15 protein-coding genes are annotated in these 17,823 nt (G+C 61.1%); 8 read left to right on the top strand and 7 right to left on the bottom strand.

Annotated elements, in window-relative coordinates; translation table 11 throughout:
* Positions 1-130 precede the first annotated feature (130 nt).
* Together ACZRMS_RS20570 and ACZRMS_RS20565 are read left to right on the top strand one after the other, a co-directional pair.
* A complete protein-coding gene (locus ACZRMS_RS20570; RefSeq protein WP_463996841.1) occupies positions 131-1,468 on the top strand; it encodes a carbohydrate porin in 1,338 nt (445 codons plus the stop codon).
* Between the two features lie 130 nt (positions 1,469-1,598).
* The gene (locus ACZRMS_RS20565) at positions 1,599-4,016 is read left to right on the top strand and encodes a glucose/quinate/shikimate family membrane-bound PQQ-dependent dehydrogenase (protein WP_463996825.1); all 2,418 of its coding nucleotides are present in this window, start codon (positions 1,599-1,601) and stop codon (positions 4,014-4,016) included.
* Positions 4,017-4,074: 58 nt separating this feature from the next.
* On the opposite strand, the gene ACZRMS_RS20560 is transcribed toward ACZRMS_RS20565, so the two are convergent.
* Together ACZRMS_RS20560 and ACZRMS_RS20555 are read right to left on the bottom strand one after the other, a co-directional pair.
* Positions 4,075-4,227 (bottom strand): hypothetical protein, encoded by a 153-nt coding sequence (locus ACZRMS_RS20560; protein ID WP_463996845.1) that lies wholly within the window; start codon positions 4,225-4,227, stop codon positions 4,075-4,077.
* 451 nt (positions 4,228-4,678) lie between these two features.
* A complete protein-coding gene (locus ACZRMS_RS20555; RefSeq protein ID WP_463996824.1) occupies positions 4,679-4,963 on the bottom strand; it encodes a DUF6124 family protein in 285 nt (94 codons plus the stop codon).
* 589 nt (positions 4,964-5,552) lie between these two features.
* Here ACZRMS_RS20555 and lon point away from each other — a divergent pair.
* From lon to cmoB, 6 genes are all read left to right on the top strand, one after another.
* On the top strand, positions 5,553-7,982 hold the full coding sequence (gene lon / locus ACZRMS_RS20550) for an endopeptidase La (RefSeq protein ID WP_463996823.1): 2,430 nt from the start codon (positions 5,553-5,555) through the stop codon (positions 7,980-7,982).
* A 196-nt stretch (positions 7,983-8,178) separates the two neighbouring features.
* A complete protein-coding gene (locus tag ACZRMS_RS20545; RefSeq protein WP_463996822.1) occupies positions 8,179-8,673 on the top strand; it encodes a hypothetical protein in 495 nt (164 codons plus the stop codon).
* Positions 8,674-8,748: 75 nt separating this feature from the next.
* Positions 8,749-9,141 (top strand): protease inhibitor I42 family protein, encoded by a 393-nt coding sequence (locus tag ACZRMS_RS20540; RefSeq protein WP_463996821.1) that lies wholly within the window; start codon positions 8,749-8,751, stop codon positions 9,139-9,141.
* Between the two features lies 1 nt (position 9,142).
* Positions 9,143-9,778, top strand: coding sequence for a lysoplasmalogenase (locus ACZRMS_RS20535; protein WP_463996820.1), 636 nt, complete (start codon positions 9,143-9,145; stop codon positions 9,776-9,778).
* Between the two features lie 83 nt (positions 9,779-9,861).
* Positions 9,862-10,605 carry a carboxy-S-adenosyl-L-methionine synthase CmoA gene (gene cmoA, locus ACZRMS_RS20530; protein ID WP_463996819.1) on the top strand — a complete coding sequence of 248 codons (744 nt, stop codon included), beginning with the start codon at positions 9,862-9,864 and terminating at the stop codon, positions 10,603-10,605.
* Positions 10,602-11,558 carry a tRNA 5-methoxyuridine(34)/uridine 5-oxyacetic acid(34) synthase CmoB gene (gene cmoB, locus ACZRMS_RS20525; protein WP_463996818.1) on the top strand — a complete coding sequence of 319 codons (957 nt, stop codon included), beginning with the start codon at positions 10,602-10,604 and terminating at the stop codon, positions 11,556-11,558. Before cmoA ends, cmoB begins: the two co-directional genes overlap by 4 nt.
* Before the next feature lie 114 nt (positions 11,559-11,672).
* On the opposite strand, the gene tadA is transcribed toward cmoB, so the two are convergent.
* From tadA to ACZRMS_RS20500, 5 genes are all read right to left on the bottom strand, one after another.
* The gene (tadA, locus tag ACZRMS_RS20520) at positions 11,673-12,164 is read right to left on the bottom strand and encodes a tRNA adenosine(34) deaminase TadA (RefSeq protein ID WP_463996817.1); all 492 of its coding nucleotides are present in this window, start codon (positions 12,162-12,164) and stop codon (positions 11,673-11,675) included.
* Positions 12,164-13,540: a multicopper oxidase family protein gene (locus tag ACZRMS_RS20515; protein WP_463996816.1), complete on the bottom strand. Its 1,377-nt coding sequence runs from the start codon at positions 13,538-13,540 to the stop codon at positions 12,164-12,166. Before ACZRMS_RS20515 ends, tadA begins: the two co-directional genes overlap by 1 nt.
* A gap of 184 nt (positions 13,541-13,724) precedes the next feature.
* Positions 13,725-14,000: a PTS transporter subunit EIIB gene (locus tag ACZRMS_RS20510; protein ID WP_463996815.1), complete on the bottom strand. Its 276-nt coding sequence runs from the start codon at positions 13,998-14,000 to the stop codon at positions 13,725-13,727.
* A 2-nt stretch (positions 14,001-14,002) separates the two neighbouring features.
* The gene (ptsP, locus tag ACZRMS_RS20505) at positions 14,003-16,528 is read right to left on the bottom strand and encodes a phosphoenolpyruvate--protein phosphotransferase (RefSeq protein ID WP_463996814.1); all 2,526 of its coding nucleotides are present in this window, start codon (positions 16,526-16,528) and stop codon (positions 14,003-14,005) included.
* Positions 16,529-16,587: 59 nt separating this feature from the next.
* A complete protein-coding gene (locus ACZRMS_RS20500) occupies positions 16,588-17,811 on the bottom strand; it encodes a carbohydrate porin (RefSeq protein WP_463996813.1) in 1,224 nt (407 codons plus the stop codon).
* Positions 17,812-17,823: the final 12 nt, after the last annotated feature.

Genomic DNA, 17,823 nt, shown 5'->3' with positions numbered 1-17,823 from the left:
TGAATCTCCATGTGTGAGTCCTGTCTCCAAAGACAGCGCTACCCACAGCCACAGCCATACCTATAAAGACTCACTACCTCGACCTATGTCCACACTCCTGAACTTGCGCAAGCACAGCGCGCTATTGCCTATGGCCGGGCAAAAAGCCCTGACTCTGATCGGCGGCATGACCGCTTTGGGCCTGGCTACCTGCGTACAGGCAGCCCCGGCCTTCGACAGCGACTCCAAATGGATGCTCGGCGATTGGGGCGGCACGCGTAGCGAGCTGGAAAAACAAGGCTATGCCTTCTCCCTCGACTACGTAGGCGAAGTCGGTTCGAACCTGCACGGCGGCTACGACCATGACCGCACGGCGCGCTATAGCGACCAGTTCGGCCTGGGCACGCACCTGGACCTGCAGAAGATCCTGGGCTGGGAAGATGCCGAGTTCAAGCTGACGATTACCCAGCGCAGCGGTAATAACATCAGCAACGACCGCATCAACGACCCACGCGTGGGCGGGTTCACCTCGGCCCAGGAAGTCTGGGGCCGTGGCCAGACCACACGTCTGACCCAGATGTGGTACCAGCAGAAATTCTTCGACCAGAAACTCGACATCAAGGTCGGGCGTTTCGGCCAGGGTGAGGACTTCAACACCTTCCCGTGCGACTTCCAGAACCTGGCGTTCTGCGGTTCGCAGGTCGGCAACTGGGCCGGCAGCATCTGGTACAACTGGCCCGTCAGCCAGTGGGCGCTGCGGGTCAAATACCACCTGACGCCCGAGCTTTATGCACAGGTCGGCGCCTATGAGCAGAACCCTTCGAACCTGGACCGCGGCAACGGCTTCAAGCTTAGCGGCAGCGGCACCCAAGGCGCGGTGCTGCCGATCGAACTGGTGTGGACGCCAAAAATCAATGGCCTGCCAGGGGAATATCGTGCGGGTTACTACTACAGTAATGCCAAAGCAACAGATGTTTACAAAGACTCCAACGGCCAGCCGGCTGCCCTGAGCGGCGAAGCCTATCGCAGCAGTTCGAGCAAGCACGGGATGTGGCTGGGCGTGCAACAGCAGCTCACTACCCGCGCCAGCGATCAGTCGAGGGGCTTGAGTGTGTTTGCCAATGCCACCCTGCACGACAAGAAAACCAACGCCGTGGACAACTATGTCCAGGCGGGCGTCGTCTACAAAGGCGTATTCGATGCACGTCCCAAGGACGACATCGGCTTTGCCATGGCACGGGTTCACGTCAACCCGGCCTATCGCAAAAACGCCCAGGCCACCAATCAGGCCCGAGCCATTTACGACTTCGACAACCCGGACTACCTGCCACCTCAGGACACTGAGTACAGCGCCGAACTGTATTACGGCGTGCACGTGACCAACTGGCTGACCGTTCGACCGAACCTGCAATACATCCGTCACCCGGGTGGCGTCAGCCAGCTGGATGACGCGCTGATTGGTGGTCTGAAAATTCAAAGCTCGTTCTGACAAGCGGACTGCAACGGCAACCTTGAAGGTTGCAATCAATAACCTATTTAGCTGATTCACTCCCGCGTCGGTTCGTCCCTTAAAGACACGCCTTCACGGGAACACCTCTAACGTAACGGAGAACCACACTATGAGCACTGATGGTGCTTTCAGTCGAAGCCGCCTGCTACCGAGCCTTCTCGGTATCTTGCTGCTGCTAATGGGCCTGGCCATGTTGGCCGGGGGTATCAAACTGGTCGCGCTTGGCGGGTCGTGGTACTACCTGCTGGCCGGTATCGGTTTTGGCTTGTCGGGTGCGCTGCTGATCGCCGCGCGTCGAGCCGCTCTGGCCCTGTACGCGCTGACATTGTTCGCCAGCACCGTATGGGCACTGATGGAAGTAGGTCTGGACTGGTGGCAACTGGTGCCACGTCTGGCCCTGTGGTTCGCCATCGGTATCGTCCTGCTGTTGCCATGGTTCCGTCGTCCGGTCCTGCGTGGCCAGTCGTCCCCGATCGCTACCGGCGCACTGAGCGTTGCCGTGGTATTGGCCGGCCTGGCTGCATTGGCCAGCCAGTTCACCAGCCCTGGTGAAATCAAGGGTCAACTGGACCGTGATGCCGTACCCGGCATGACCAACACCGCACCGGCCATGCCCGATGGTGACTGGCAGTCCTACGGGCGTACAGCCCATGGCGACCGCTACTCGCCGCTGAAAGAAATCACCCCGCAAAATGCCCACAAGCTGGTTCCAGCCTGGACATTCCGCACTGGTGACATTCCAGGTGAAGGCGATCCCGGCGAAACAACGGCCGAGAACACCCCGCTGAAAGTCAACGGCATGCTGTACGTGTGTACCCCGCACAGCCAGGTGATTGCCCTTGACCCGGACACCGGCAAGGAAATCTGGCGCTACGACCCGAAGATCAGCACTCAGAACGCTGAAAACTTCAAAGGCTGGGCGCACATGACCTGCCGTGGTGTGACTTATCACGACGAAAACGCCTATGCCAAAGCCAGCACCGAACAAAGCGCTGCCGAGCCTGCTGCTGCAACTTCCAGCAACTCGTGCCCGCGTCGCCTGTTCCTGCCGACTGCCGACACCCGTCTGATCGCACTGAACGCCGACACCGGTAAAGTGTGCGAAGACTTCGGTGTGAACGGCGCGGTCGACCTGCGTCATAACATCGGTAATTTCGCACCCGGTGGCTACTACTCCACTTCGCCACCTGCCGTGACCAAAGATCTGGTTGTGATTGGCGGCCACGTGACCGACAACATCTCCACTGACGAACCATCCGGCGTAATCCGTGCCTACGACGTACGCACTGGCAAGCTGGTGTGGAACTGGGACAGCGGCAACCCGGAAGATACAACTCCGATTGCCGAAGGTCAGACCTACACCCGCAACTCGCCTAACATGTGGTCGATGTTCGCGGTCGACGAAAACCTCGGCATGCTCTACCTGCCGATGGGCAACCAGACGCCGGACCAATATGGCGGCGACCGTACCGAAGATTCCGAGCGTTATGCTGCTGGCATCACTGCTCTGGACATCAACACCGGCAAAGTCCGCTGGTACCGTCCGCTTACTCACCATGACCTGTGGGACATGGACGTAGGTGGTCAACCGACCCTGATGGATCTGAAAACCGCTGATGGCGTGAAACCGGCTCTGCTGGCTTCCACCAAGCAAGGCAGCATCTATGTGCTTGACCGTCGTACCGGTGAAGACATTGTGCCGATCCACGAAATCCCGGCACCAGGCGGAGCAGTAGAAGGCGACCACACGGCGCCGACCCAGCCTCGCTCGGACCTGAACATGATCCCGCCGGTCCTGACCGAACGTGACATGTGGGGCGTAACCCCGTTCGACCAGATGCTGTGCCGGATCAACTTCAAATCCCTGCGTTACGACGGCATGTACACCCCGCCATCGCTGCAAGGTTCGATCGTGTATCCAGGCAACTTCGGCGTGTTTGACTGGGGCGGCATTTCGGTCGACCCGGTTCGTCAGATCGCGTTCCTGAACCCGAGCTACATGGCGTTCACCTCCAAGCTGGTTCCGCAGGCCGACGTGGCTGCAATGGGCCCGCGCAAAGGCGAAACCTCCGGCGTTCAACCGAACAAAGGCGCACCTTACGGCGTGATCCTGGAGCCACTGTTGTCGCCACTGGGCCTGCCTTGCCAGGCACCGGCGTGGGGTTATGTTGCTGCAGTCGACCTGACCAACAACGAAGTGATCTGGAAGCACAAAAACGGTACCGTGCGTGACAGCTCGCCGGTTCCAATCCCACTGTCGATGGGCGTTCCAAGCCTGGGCGGGACTTTCACCACTGCCGGTGGGGTTGCCTTCCTGAGCGGTACCCTCGACCAGTACCTGCGTGCTTACGATGTAAGCAACGGTAAAGTACTGTGGGAAGGTCGCCTGCCTGCTGGCGGCCAGACCACCCCGATGACCTACACCGGCAAGGACGGCACTCAATATGTGCTGGTCATGGCGGGCGGTCACGGCGGCCTGGGCACCAAAAAAGGTGACTACGTCATGGCGTTTAAACTGGCTGAGTAAGTTTTACAGCTGGTTGTAAAAAAGGCGGCTATCGAGAGATGGCCGCTTTTTTTTGTGTTTAGACAACCGCCCGCAACTTCGATACCCAGGCCTCGAACGCCACGGCATCCATCAGCCGGCTGATCGGGCAGCCCTGGGCTGTGTTGCAGTGCCAGCGCTCCAGCCGTTCGAGGGTATGTTGATACTCCTCGCCTTCACCCCTTAACAACACCTGCGCTCAGCCTCCTGTGAGGGGCATTCGCGTTGTTCGGACTATCGCGTGGCTACAGCGTCGCAGCCGTCACAGAACCTTGCGGCACAGGAGATTGCGCAGCGCACGCTTACACCAACCAGGCCGGTCGGTCGGCCGCCTCGGCGGGTTTTGATCTGCCCGCCCTTCCGGGAGGCCGAGAGGAGGTTCTGTGTAGTGGGTAGACCGGCATGGATGCCGGGAGAGCCGTGATGGGCCATGGATGGCCCGTGACGGCGTGCCCACGGAACAGACCGGAGCGAAGGCCGTACGATGGGGCGAGGACCTTTGGGTTCCTTTTGGTCCTTCCAAAGAGACTCGCTGTAAGAGCGAAACCATAACTTCAGTTATATGCAAATGCCGGATATGTGCACCGTGGATCAGTTATTGACGGCTAAATGACGCGCCTGTCGCCAATCAGGCGCGTGCTGTTTCAGTGCGTTGCCAGCGTGTCCAGCGACTTGTCGACATAACCCTTGGCCAGCTCCACCAAGTGCATGACCGACAACACCAAATCGCGCGCGGGCCCGCTCAAACCATTCCCCGCCTCATTCGCGCAGGCACCCGCACAGCGCAACAAGTCTGACGCCTGGGCCAAAGCCGCTTCTGAATTGACACTGTCCGGGATGGCCAGCATGGCCGTGCCTATGGGGCGATAAGGCTTATGGTTTTGCAGGTAGTCATTGAGCGCACGTTCGACGGCGATACGGTCGAGCAACGGGTCATTACCGTCAGCAGCATCGAGGGGTAAAGCAGGGGGATCGGGGGGTGATCTTTTTCATGGCGTAACTCCGATTGTACTCAAGGAGCTGCCAGCACTTGCGACTCAGCAAATGGGAGGCAGCCGTGCGCAGGTTAGTCGACCGGTACATTCGGAAAAACCGGCGCGCTCGAAGGCGCCCTGCGCACGGCCACCATAAAACGCAGGCCGTAAAAAAGCGCCTCGCGGAGGTGGCGCCTTGCGCCGAATGTACACGTCGGGCGACTAAACCCGACCGCTGTTTTGCAGCGATTGGCCGAGACTATTCCCCGAGTTTGAGCGGCGCAAGGGATCGAGATTTTCTAGAATGCTTCACGGGAATGAAAGCGAAACGTCGTACGAAACGACTGATATTAAAGGCCAAATGCCTTGCTGCGGCGGTGGTCACAAACCCGGCAAGCGCAATCTATCTGAAACGCCGGGATTGAGCTTCGTCGCCGAACGCAGATCGTCAACGACTACAGATTGTTGATGAAAATCGCTTCACCATTGAAACCACTGCCACTGCGCCCCATCTAACACCCATACACAATTGCGCAGGTGCCCCATGAGCGACCAGCAAGAATTTCCGGATAACACGACTGAGTACACCGATGTAGAACACTCTGAAACCGAACACCTTCAACACGCAGCAGGCACTGAACTGGCGCTGCCAGGGCAGAATCTGCCGGACAAGGTGTACATCATCCCGATCCATAATCGGCCGTTCTTCCCGGCGCAAGTGCTGCCGGTCATCGTCAATGAAGAGCCCTGGGCCGAAACCCTGGATCTGGTCAGCAAGTCACCCCATCACTCCCTGGCGCTGTTTTTTGTCGACACGCCACCGGATGATCCTCGCCACTTCGACACCAACAGCCTCCCGGAATACGGAACGCTGGTGAAAGTGCATCACGCCAGCCGCGAAAACGGCAAATTGCAGTTTGTGGCACAGGGCCTGACCCGTGTGCGCATCAGCATGTGGCTCAAGCATCACCGCCCGCCATATCTGGTGGAAGTCGAATACCCGCAGCAGCCCAAAGTCCCCTCCGACGAAGTGAAGGCTTACGGCATGGCGCTGATCAATGCGATCAAAGAGCTGCTGCCGCTCAACCCGCTGTACAGCGAAGAGCTGAAAAACTACCTCAACCGCTTCAGCCCCAACGACCCGTCGCCGCTGACCGACTTCGCGGCGGCGCTGACCTCGGCCACCGGCAACGAGCTGCAACAGGTGCTCGATTGCGTGCCCATGCTCAAGCGCATGGAAAAAGTGCTGCCCATGCTGCGCAAGGAAGTCGAAGTAGCGCGGCTGCAAAAAGAGATTTCTGCCGAGGTTAACCTCAAGATCGGTGAGCATCAGCGCGAGTTTTTCCTCAAGGAACAACTCAAGGTGATCCAGCAGGAACTGGGCCTGACCAAGGACGATCGCAGCGCCGATATCGAGCAGTTCAAGCAGCGCCTTGAAGGCAAGACCCTGCCGGCCCAGGCGCAAAAACGCATCGATGAAGAAATCAACAAACTGTCGATTCTGGAAACCGGATCGCCGGAATACGCCGTCACCCGCAACTACCTGGACTGGGCATCGTCTGTGCCCTGGGGCGTGTTCGGCCAGGACAAGCTTGACCTCAAGCACGCACGCAAAGTGCTCGACGCCCATCATGCCGGGCTGGATGACATCAAAACCCGGATTCTCGAGTTCCTTGCCGTAGGCGCTTACAAAGGCTCGGTCAGCGGCTCGATCGTATTGCTGGTGGGCCCGCCGGGCGTGGGTAAAACCAGTGTCGGCAAGTCGATTGCCGAATCGTTGGGGCGTCCGTTCTACCGCTTCAGCGTGGGCGGCATGCGCGATGAGGCCGAGATCAAGGGCCATCGCCGGACCTACATCGGCGCCCAGCCGGGCAAGCTGGTGCAGGCGCTCAAGGATGTCGAAGTGATGAACCCGGTGATCATGCTCGACGAGATCGACAAGATGGGCCAAAGCTTCCAGGGCGACCCTGCGTCTGCACTGCTCGAGACCCTGGACCCGGAACAGAACGTCGACTTCCTCGACCATTACCTGGACCTGCGCCTGGACCTGTCCAAAGTGCTGTTTGTGTGTACCGCCAACACCCTGGACTCGATCCCCGGGCCGTTGCTCGACCGGATGGAAGTGATCCGCCTCTCGGGTTACATCACCGAAGAAAAGGTCGCGATCGCCAAGCGTCATCTGTGGCCTAAACAACTGGAAAAAGCCGGGGTGTCCAAAAACAGCCTGAGCATCAGCGACAGCGCCCTGCGCGCCGTGATCGACGGTTACGCCCGGGAGGCCGGTGTACGCCAGCTGGAGAAACAGCTGGGCAAACTGGTGCGCAAAGCGGTGGTCAAGCTGCTGGAAGACCCCAAAGCGGTGATCAAGATCGGCCCCAAAGACCTCGAAGCGTCGCTGGGTACCCCCGTGTTCCGCAACGAGCAGGTCATCAGCGGCACCGGGGTGATTACCGGCCTGGCCTGGACCAGCATGGGCGGCGCGACCTTGCCGATTGAAGCGACCCGCATTCACACCCTCAACCGCGGCTTCAAGCTGACCGGGCAACTGGGCGACGTGATGAAAGAGTCTGCCGAAATCGCCTATAGCTATATCAGCGCCAACCTTAAGCAGTTTGGCGGCGATCCGCGGTTCTTCGATGAGGCCTTCGTGCACTTGCACGTGCCTGAAGGCGCAACCCCAAAGGATGGCCCGAGCGCAGGCGTGACCATGGCCAGCGCCCTGCTGTCACTGGCGCGCAATCAGCCGCCCAAGAAAGGCATCGCCATGACCGGCGAACTGACCCTGACCGGGCATGTCTTGCCAATTGGCGGCGTGCGGGAAAAAGTGATCGCGGCGCGCAGGCAAAAAATCAACGAACTGATCCTGCCCGAGCCGAACCGTGGCAACTTCGAAGAATTGCCCGACTATCTGAAAGAAGGCATTACCGTCCACTTCGCCAAACGCTTCACCGATGTGGCCAAGGTATTGTTTTAACTGCCGCACCAGCCCCTCCCGGGGCTGGTTCACCATCTTTGACATCCCGCAAGACCTCCTCACCTGCGCCGCCGGTAAACAAACTCTCTGCACACTGCGCCCTCAACACGTCTACTGTCACTTCTGACAGTAGACGCTTCTCTATTTCCCACCCCTAATAGCTACCAATCTCACAAAAATAACGCAGGAACCGGCTATGTCACTTCATCATCCTGTGTACGAAAACCCGGATATCCTCAGGCCCAAAGAGGCCGGCCCACAGGTGTTCAACCCCAGAACCTGTGGCGAACTTACGGCCGAACTGCTCGACCGCCCTGCTTTTGCCGCTCAGGAAATGACTTTCGCCAGCAGCCAAAAGAAAATTGTCATCACCGGCGAGATCGATGAGCTGGGCACAACGGCCTATCGCGCCGTCGCCCTGACGCTGGACATCAATATCCAGTCGGGCATTTACCAGTTCAAACGAGGTGAGCGAGGACCCGTCCAGTCCATGTCCTACATCGAGTGCGTCGAAATCGACGGGCGTGAGGTCTATCACTTGAACCAGGCCGATATCGGTACCTTGCACCTGAGTGTGATCGAGAGCTGCTACAGCGCCCGGCTGTTCACGATGGAGGGCCTGGATCACAACGGCAACAGCCTTGAGCTGTGTGGCGATTTCAGTATCAGCCCGCCCCACGCCAGTTTCTAAGCGGCCGACGACAAATGGCGCAGCGCCCGTCATGGGTTATGCTGCGTCATTGTGTTTGTCTGACCGGAGCCTTCAATGCCCCCTGCACGCCTTCTCCCCCTGCTCGGCCTCAGCCTGCTGACGGCCTGTGCCCAACAGCCTGCACACAACGTTACCGTCGAAGAGCAAAGCGACTGCCCCAAGCAACTGCACATCGGGCAGCAGTTGATTGTGTCCTTGCCGAGCAACCCCACCACCGGCTACCGCTGGGCGATCCAGGACTCTGCGGGCGGCGTGCTGCGCAGCCTGGGCCCGGAGGTCTACAGCAGCAGCGACAATGGCCAGTTGCTGGGCAGTGGCGGGAAATCCACCTGGCGTTTCCAGGTGTTTGCCGCGGGCACCGGCCGCCTGCGCCTGACCTCCCAGCAGCCCTGGGAGCCCGAAACCGAACCCGCCCAGGTGTTCGACTGCCCGATCACGGTGAACTGACATGCCGTGGCTGATCCTCGCGGTGATGGGCGCTGTGGCGTATCTCTACGGCGTGAGCATGCAGGCCACGCTGCTGTGTTTACTGAGTAAGCCGGTGCCGGTGCTGGCGTTGCTCGGCTGGTTGCAAGATGCGCCAGCCAGCCCCTATCGACGCTGGATCAGCATCGGCCTGTTGTTTTCCCTGCTGGGGGACATTCTGCTGGCCTGGCCGGTGGACCTGTTTGTGTTTGGCCTCGGCGCATTTCTGGTCGCCCACCTGGCATACCTCAAAGCCTATCTCGTGGACTGCCGCCGCCTGGCCCTGCTGCCATTGGCGCTGGCGCTGCTGGCTGGCGTGAGCCTGTTCAGCGTGATGGCGGCCAAGGGCCTGGGCGATCTGCTGATTCCGGTGGCGGTCTACGCCCTGGCCATCAGCGCCATGCTGTGGCGCGCCCTGGCCCGGCTGGGCTCCCACGTTCCCAAGCGTTCGGCCTGGCTGGCAGCCGCCGGCGCGCTGGCGTTTGTCGTTTCGGACAGCCTGATTGGCATCGACCGTTTTGTACTCCCGTTCGGCGCGGCGCCGTACCTGATCATTCTCAGTTACTGGATCGGCCAATGGGGCATTGCCGCCTCGGTGTTCAGCCAGAGCAAACGCTGAACGGTTTATCAGACAGACCGCGCATCCCGGCGCTAACTTGGCTAAAATGCCGCCCCTTTTGAATTTCCAGCGCCGGAACCGTCGTGAGCAAAGAACCTGACCGTATTTTCGCCCAGCCCCTGGCCCAGGTGCCGGACTTCGCCTTCAACGAAGACGTGGTGCGGGTGTTCCCGGACATGATCAAGCGCTCGGTGCCCGGTTACCCGACCATTGTCGAAAACCTTGGTGTGCTTGCCGCCCAGTTTGCCCAGCCCAACAGCGTCCTGTACGACCTGGGCAGCTCACTGGGCGCGGTCACCCAGGCGCTGCGCCGGCATGTGCGCACCGAAGGCTGCAAGGTGATAGCGGTGGACAACTCGGCGGCGATGGTCGAGCGCTGCCGCGAATACCTCAACGGGCAGAACTCGATGTTCCAGGAGCTGTTGCCGGTTGAAGTGATTGAAGGCGACATCCTTGCCCTTGAGTTTGAGCCCGCCTCGGTGGTGGCGCTGAACTTCACCCTGCAATTCATCGCCCCCGAGGAACGCCTGGCGCTGCTCGGCCGGATTCGCCAGGCGCTGTTGCCGGGCGGTGCCCTGATCCTCTCGGAGAAGCTGCGTTTCAGCGACCCCGAAGAGCACGGGCTGCTGACCGACCTGCACGTGGCCTTCAAGCGCGCCAACGGCTACAGCGATCTGGAAATAGCCCAAAAGCGCAGCGCCATCGAAAACGTCATGAAGCCCGACAGCCTCGAAGAACACCGTGAACGCCTGCTGGCGGCCGGGTTCTCGAAAGTCGTGCCGTGGTTCCAGTGTCTTAACTTTGCCTCGTTGATTGCCTTGCCATGATTGATCTATCCCCTCTCGCCCGCCGTCTTGCCGGTACGCCCCTGGCGCAATGGGCCAACACCCTGCAAGCCCAGCTCGACGTCAAAATGGAGAAAGGCCACGGCGACCTGGAGCGCTGGCAAAGCGCGCTGGATGCGCTGCCTGCTGTCATGCCGACCCAGGTCGACCTGCTCAACGGCCTGACCCTGGACACCGAGTGCGACGATGAAACCCGTGCGCAGATGCGCCAGGCATTGATGGGCCTGTCACCGTGGCGCAAAGGTCCGTTCGACCTGTTTGGCGTACACGTTGATACCGAATGGCATTCAGACTGGAAATGGTCACGGGTCGCGCCGCATATCAACCTCAAGCACAAGCGCATCCTCGATGTGGGCTGCGGCAACGGCTACTACATGTGGCGCATGCTCGGTGCCGGTGCCCACAGCGTGATCGGCGTCGACCCGAACTGGTTGTTCTTCTGCCAGTTCCAGGCCGTGCAGCGTTTCCTGCAACAGGAAGCCGCCTGGCACCTGCCGTTCCCGTTCGAAGACCTGCCGCCCAACCTGGAAGGTTTCGACACGGTGTTTTCCATGGGCGTGTTCTACCACCGCCGCTCTCCTATCGAACATTTGCTGGCGTTGAAAGACTGCCTGGTCAAAGGCGGCGAGCTGGTGCTGGAAACCCTGGTGATTGAGGGCGATGTGAACCAGGTACTGGTGCCGGAAGACCGCTACGCACAGATGCGCAACGTGTGGTTCCTGCCATCGATCCCGGCACTGGAGCGCTGGCTGCGCCGTGCGGGCTTCAGCGACGTGCGCTGCGTGGACGTGAGCACGACCACGGTTGAAGAACAGCGGGCCACTGAATGGATGAAGTTCCAGTCCCTGAGCGACTACCTGGACCCCAACGACCCAAGCAAAACCATCGAAGGGCTGCCGGCGCCGATGCGGGCGGTGATCATCGCGAAGAAATAACCACGACCTGTGGGAGCGGGCTTGCTCGCGATAGCATCACCGCGCGAATCCAGATTGACCGCGCCGTCTGCATCGCGAGCAAGCTCGCTCCCACAGGTTGGGTGGTTGATGTACCTAGGATTTGGCTCTTCTGGCCTTGAAGAACTCGCTCAAAATCACCCCGCACTCCTCGGCCAACACCCCGCCTTCGTACAGCACCCGGTGGTTGAGAAAGCCCTGGGTAAAGAACTGCCCCTGACTCTGCACAATCCCGGCCTTGGGCTCCAGCGCGCCGTAGACCACCCGTGCCACCCGCGAATGCACGATCAGGCCCGCGCACATGCTGCACGGCTCCAGCGTCACGTACAGCGTGCTGCCCGGCAGCCGGTAGTTGCTGGCCGCCGCCGCTGCCGCACGGATGGCAACCATCTCGGCATGGGCACTGGGGTCGCTGCCGCTGATAGGGCAGTTGAAACCGCGGCCGATAATCTCACCGTTCTGCACCACCACTGCGCCCACCGGCACTTCCCCCAGTGCTGCGCCCTGGGCGGCCAGGGCCAGTGCTTCGCGCATAAATTCTTGGTCGCGGCTGCGATCGATGATCTGGGGTTGACGCCCTTGTCGCATCAGGAAACCTCAATGGCGGCCATCAGGCCGGTTTCCATGTGGTCAATCACATGGCAGTGGAACATCCACACGCCGGGATTATCCGCCACCAGCGCCACGCGGGCACGCTCGTTTTTACCCAACAGGTAAGTGTCGGTGAAGTACGGGATGATCTTTTTGCGATTGGACGCCAGCACCTTGAAGCTCATGCCATGCAGGTGGATCGGGTGCTGGTACTGGGTCATGTTCTTCAGCTCGAAGATGTAGCTCTGGCCCAGCTTGAGCTTGGCAATCGGGCGATCGGCACAGGTCTTGTCCTTGATGTCCCAGGCGATGCCGTTGATCTGCCACAGGCTGGGCGGCTGATCGGCCCCCAGATCCTCGGACACCGAACCGACCCACTCAAAGTTGAAGTTGATCTTCTCGGCATTCGCCACGTCAGGCTCGGCAATCGGGTTGGCAGGCAGCGCCGGCGGCCATTCCCCCGGGGCATCGGTGCTGGCGACCGAGCGCAAGGTGCCCAGGCGCACCGGGCCGTCACGCAACGACAGCTCCTGGCCCGCTTCGGGCGCCTTGATTGCCAGGCAAATGCGCATGCCCGGGCCCAGCCAGTAATCCTTGCCCAACGGCCTCGGCTCGATGGGGTTGCCGTCCAGGGCGTAGATCCTGGCTTCAACCCCGGGAATGTTCAGGCGATAGGTCAGGGTGTTGTCGAGATTGAGGATCCGCACCCGGGTGATCTGCCCCGCAGGCAAATCAATGGTCGGCACATGGCTGCCGTTGATGGTTGACAGGCGCCCTGCCGTACCGCCCCGTGCAGCTTCGCGAGTGATGCTGAACGGCAGGAAGCCGCCTTCTTCATCCACATGCCAGTTTTTGATATTCAACGTGCGTTCGTGCTTGAACCCGGTGGGTTCGCGCTCCTCGACAATCAACGGCCCGACCAGGCCGCGGCCCAGTTCTTCGCTGCTGTTGACGTGGGGGTGATACCAGAAGCTGCCGGCATCCGGCACACGGAATTTGTAGTCGAAGTATTCACCGGGCAACACCGGCAACTGCGACACATAGGGCACGCCGTCCATTTCCAGTGGCAGGCGGATACCGTGCCAGTGGATGGTGGTCGCAACCGGCAGGTGGTTGATAAAGCGCACCCGCAGCCATTCGCCCTGACGTACACGCAGTTCAGTGCCAGGCGCCGAAGGGCCGAAGGCCCAGGCCTGGGTCTGATGGCCGGGCACCAGCTCTACATCCAGTGGTGCTGCAATCAGCTCGTAATCGTGACCGGCCTCATCGGCGGCCACCTTGCCCAGCCAGTAACGCGAAGCGCCTCCTGCGCCAACACCCACCACTACCAGGCCGGCCAAACCACCGAGTATTTGTCGACGGGTAAAGGACATGGATTCAACTACCTCTCGTATCCGGCGCGAGCGTGAAGCCCGCAAAAGGCGAATACGATACACCTGCAGTTGCGAAACCGTAAGGGCGGGGTGGCGAAGGGCCGCAGGCGCCTTGGTCTGTCAGGTAAACCGAGGCGCTTTAATCGCGAGCAAGCCCGCTCCCACAGGTTTGGGTTTTGGGTATTTACAGGCCCACCAACAAATGCAGCACCCCGCCCGGCAACGCCATAACCCCCGGCACCCCGGCCTTGCTCAGGGCCTGTGGGTCCATGCGGGTGACATCGGCAAGCTCCACGCGGATGCGGGTCAGGGCCACCCGCTGCTCGGACTTCAGATTGCCGGCACCGCCCAGGGCCGCCAAAACAGCATCATCCAGGCCCGAGGCCGACTTGCCGGGTTCATCTGCCACCAGGTCCGGGGTCAGGGCTTTCCAGAATGCTTTCTGCATTTTATCGAACATGTTCAGTACTCCAACTCGGTCATGGGCTGCTGCAAGGGCTGCAAAACAGCACGCACCTGCTCGGCACTTTCAAGCCCCAGCACCCGCTGTGCCAAGGCCTGGCACTCGGTAGAGTCCAGCTCGCGTACCCGCGCCTTGATCGCCGGGATCAACGGTACGCTCACCGACAACTCATCAACCCCCAGGCCCAGCAGCACCGGCACCGCCAGCGTCTCGGAGGCCAATGCGCCGCAAACCCCAACCCATTTGCCATGGGCGTGGGCCGCCTTGACCGTGGTGGCGATCAGGCGCAGTACCGCCGGGTGCAAGCTGTCGGCCTGACTGGCCAGGCGCGGGTGGTCGCGATCCATGGCCAGGGTGTACTGGGTAAGGTCGTTGGTACCGATCGAGAAAAAATCGACCTCGGGCGCGAACAGATCCGCCATCAACGCCGCCGCCGGGACTTCAATCATGATCCCCAGTTTTGGCAGCTGTTTGAGCCCCAGTAACTGCGCCTGCTCTTCGAGCAATTGACGAGCCATGCGCAACTCGGACAACTGGCTGACCATCGGCAACATGATGTGCAGGCGGGCCAGATCGGCACTGGCCAGAATCGCACGGAACTGCTCACGCAGCAGTTGCGGACGCTCCAGGCACAGACGAATCCCGCGCATCCCCAAAAACGGGTTGGTCTCGTGCTCCATCGGTACGTAGGCCAGGGGTTTGTCGCCGCCCACATCCAGGGTGCGCACCACCAGATTGTGCTCAGCCCCTACGGCGCGGGCGATGGCGCTGTAAGTTGCGACCTGTTCGTCGTGGCTGGGGGCGTTGCTGCGTTCCAGATACAAGAATTCGGACCGCAACAGCCCCACCCCTTCGGCCCCCAGCGTCATGGCCTGCCCGGCTTCGGCCAGGGACGCGATATTGGCGCTGACTTCGATGCGCTGCCCGTCACGGGTACAGGCTGCCAGGGCTGCCTGTTGCAGGTCACGGTGCTGGCGTTCGTGCTGCCGGGCTCGCTGCAGATCGAGTTGCTTGATGCGCTCCGGGGCCGGTTGCAGATGCAATTGCCCTGCGTCGGCATCGAGCAATACCGGCGTGCCATTGGCCAGCGCCAGCACTTGCGGCGACATCCCGCACATCGCCGGCAAGCCCAGTGCCCGGGCCAGAATCGCCACATGGCTGGTGGCGCCGCCACCCACGGTGGCAAAGCCCGCCACCTTGCGGGTATCCAGTGCCGCGGTCTGGGACGGTGTCAGTTGTTCGGCAATCAAGATGGCGTGGTCGGGCAACTCCTGTGCGCTGTCCGGCATTCCGAGCATCAGCTTGAGCACCCGCTGGCCGACGTCTTCAAGGTCCAGCGCACGCTCGGCCAACAAGCGGCTGCCCAGCCCCTTGAACAGCTGCGAGGTTGCCTGCGTGGCGCTTTGCCAGGCGAAAGCTGCGCTCTTGCCCTGCTCGATAAGCTCAAACGCCTGCTCCAGCAGGCCCGGGTCTTCCAGTAATTCCTGATGGGCCTTGAAAATCTCACGCTGGGCCGCGCCCGGCGCGTTGTCGCACAAAGTCTGCAACCCGGCAGCGGCCTCGGCCAGGCTCTCCTGCAGCTGTGCACGCTCATGGCCCGGGGCCGCCCCAAACTCCGCAATCTCCAGCGTGCTTTCGATCATCTGCACCACCTGGCCGAATGCCGAACCCGAGGAGGCACACACCCCGCGCAGCACATCGGTTGCGACCTCTGCCGGCGCTACCACGGGTGACGACTCGACCACCGGCGCACTGCCGCCTTCGCCACACCCCGAGGCCAACAACCCCGACAGGGCTTCAAGAGCCTGCCCCGCATCCGGGCCTGCCGCACTGAGGTGCACACTGTCACCGTGCACCGTCTGCAAGGCCATGATCGCCACCAGTGACTTGGCATTGGCGCTGCTCTGCGCCGTGTGCAGGTGAATCGTCGCTGCAAACCCTTTCGCGGCCTGCGCCAGCACCGCTGCCGGGCGGGCGTGCAGGCCGTTGGGGTTGGGCAACCGTTGCGGCGCTGAAAGCTGCGCGGCGCCGGCCTGCTCCTCTGTCACATCCCCGGTTTCAGTCAGTTGCAAACGCAGTAATGGCTGACCGCTCTCAACCAGATCGCTGCCCGGCACCAAGGGGGCGAAGCTTTCGCCACTGACCACCAGCATCAGGGTCAGCAGGCTGCGGGCATGCAGGGCGATAGAGTCTGCGTCGAACTCGATCAACGCCTGCCCCGCCGTCACCCGCTGCCCCGCTTCGACCAGGGGCGTGAAGCCCTTGCCTCCCAGGTTCACCGTATCCAGCCCGATATGCAGCAACACCTGCACCCCGTTGTCCCCGGTGATGCTGATGGCGTGCCCGGTGTGTTGCAGGTTGCTGATCACCCCGGCCAACGGTGCACACAGCACCTGGGAAGTGGGATCAATGCACAGACCGTCGCCAATCAGGCGGCTGGAAAACACCGGGTCCGGGACCTGATCGAGCGCCAGCAGCACACCGGCCAGAGGCGCCAGCAGTTCCAGTTGTTGGGATGTGACCATGACTTCACCTGCAATTGATTCGGTTAAATGCCGATGGAGCGCGCGCCCCGACAGCTCGCTTACTTCCACCAGTACTCGACTTGCAAACCTGCGTTCGAACCATGCCGCGCCGAACCGAATGCACCGCTGTCGGACAGCGCCGACCCGGCATCTATCTCATTGGCCGCACGCTGTGCAGCGGCGTTCCAGCTGGCATAGGTGTAATACAGACGCACTTCAGGACGCGTCCAGAAGCCCGGCCCCTTGGGTGACCAGGTCGGCGCGAACGTGAACTTGCTCAGCTTGCGCGTGCCGTCCGCAGCCTTGACCTGATCATGGCCCAGCTCGGTGACCAGCTTGAACTGCTCGCTGATCGCGTAGGTCGGGCGCACGCCCAGGGAGAGCCACTCTTGATTGCCGCCGTCAGGCCGAAAATCCTTCTGATACACGGCCTCGATCTGCCCGCCGAAACGCGGCGTCACTTGCCAGTCAAAGAACTCGACGATCCGGTAGCGCTTGCTGCTGTTATCGAGTTTGAAGTCGCCGGTATAGCCCAGCCCGGTGCCCGAGCCTTCCCCGTATTGCAGGGCCAGTTTGTTCTTGCCGCCCAAAAAGTCGCTTTGCACATGCTGCGCCGTAATGGCCCAGCCACTGTGGGCATCGGTGCGCTCGGGCTTGTCGAGGTAGCTCAGACCAAACTCCAGCTGCCCCCCTGGGTTGGTATTGAAACCGGCCACGTTAAAGTCGTGTCGGTTCAAGTAGTTTTCCTGATAGAGGTTGTCCTTGCGCGACAGGGCGTAGCTGTATTTCAAGCCGCCGATCAGCACGTCCTCGATCCCGGCACCGGTGGCGCTCTGGTTCCAGTAGTAGAAGTCGGAAATATGGATGTCGTTACGCTTGTAGTAACGGCGCCCGGCCCACACCGAACCGCCGTTCAGGGCCGGCAGGTTGGACCACTGGGCATACAGCTGCGGCAGACGGGCCGCGCCGTTGTCGCCCTGAAAGGTCAGCTCGCGATTGTACTGGTTGTACAGCGAAGCCATGCCATCGACGCTCAGCACCGAGCCATCGTCGAAGCTGTATACATCCTGGCGCAGTTCCAGCTCGGCGTATTGCTCGCACTCGTTGCCCAGCCGGTATTTGGACTCGGCACCTGGCAACTGGAAACACGATTGCTTGCCGCCATTGAGCGAGTTGCCCACGCCGCTGCGCAAATACCCGGCGAACTCCAGGGCATTGACGGAAAGTGGCGCCAGCAGGCACAGGCTGGCGATACAGATGCTGTAGTTGAGTGATGATTTCATTGCACGACCTTT

This window comes from Pseudomonas sp. B424 (assembly GCF_055408345.1).
This window is presented reverse-complemented; position numbering and strand designations above follow the sequence as displayed.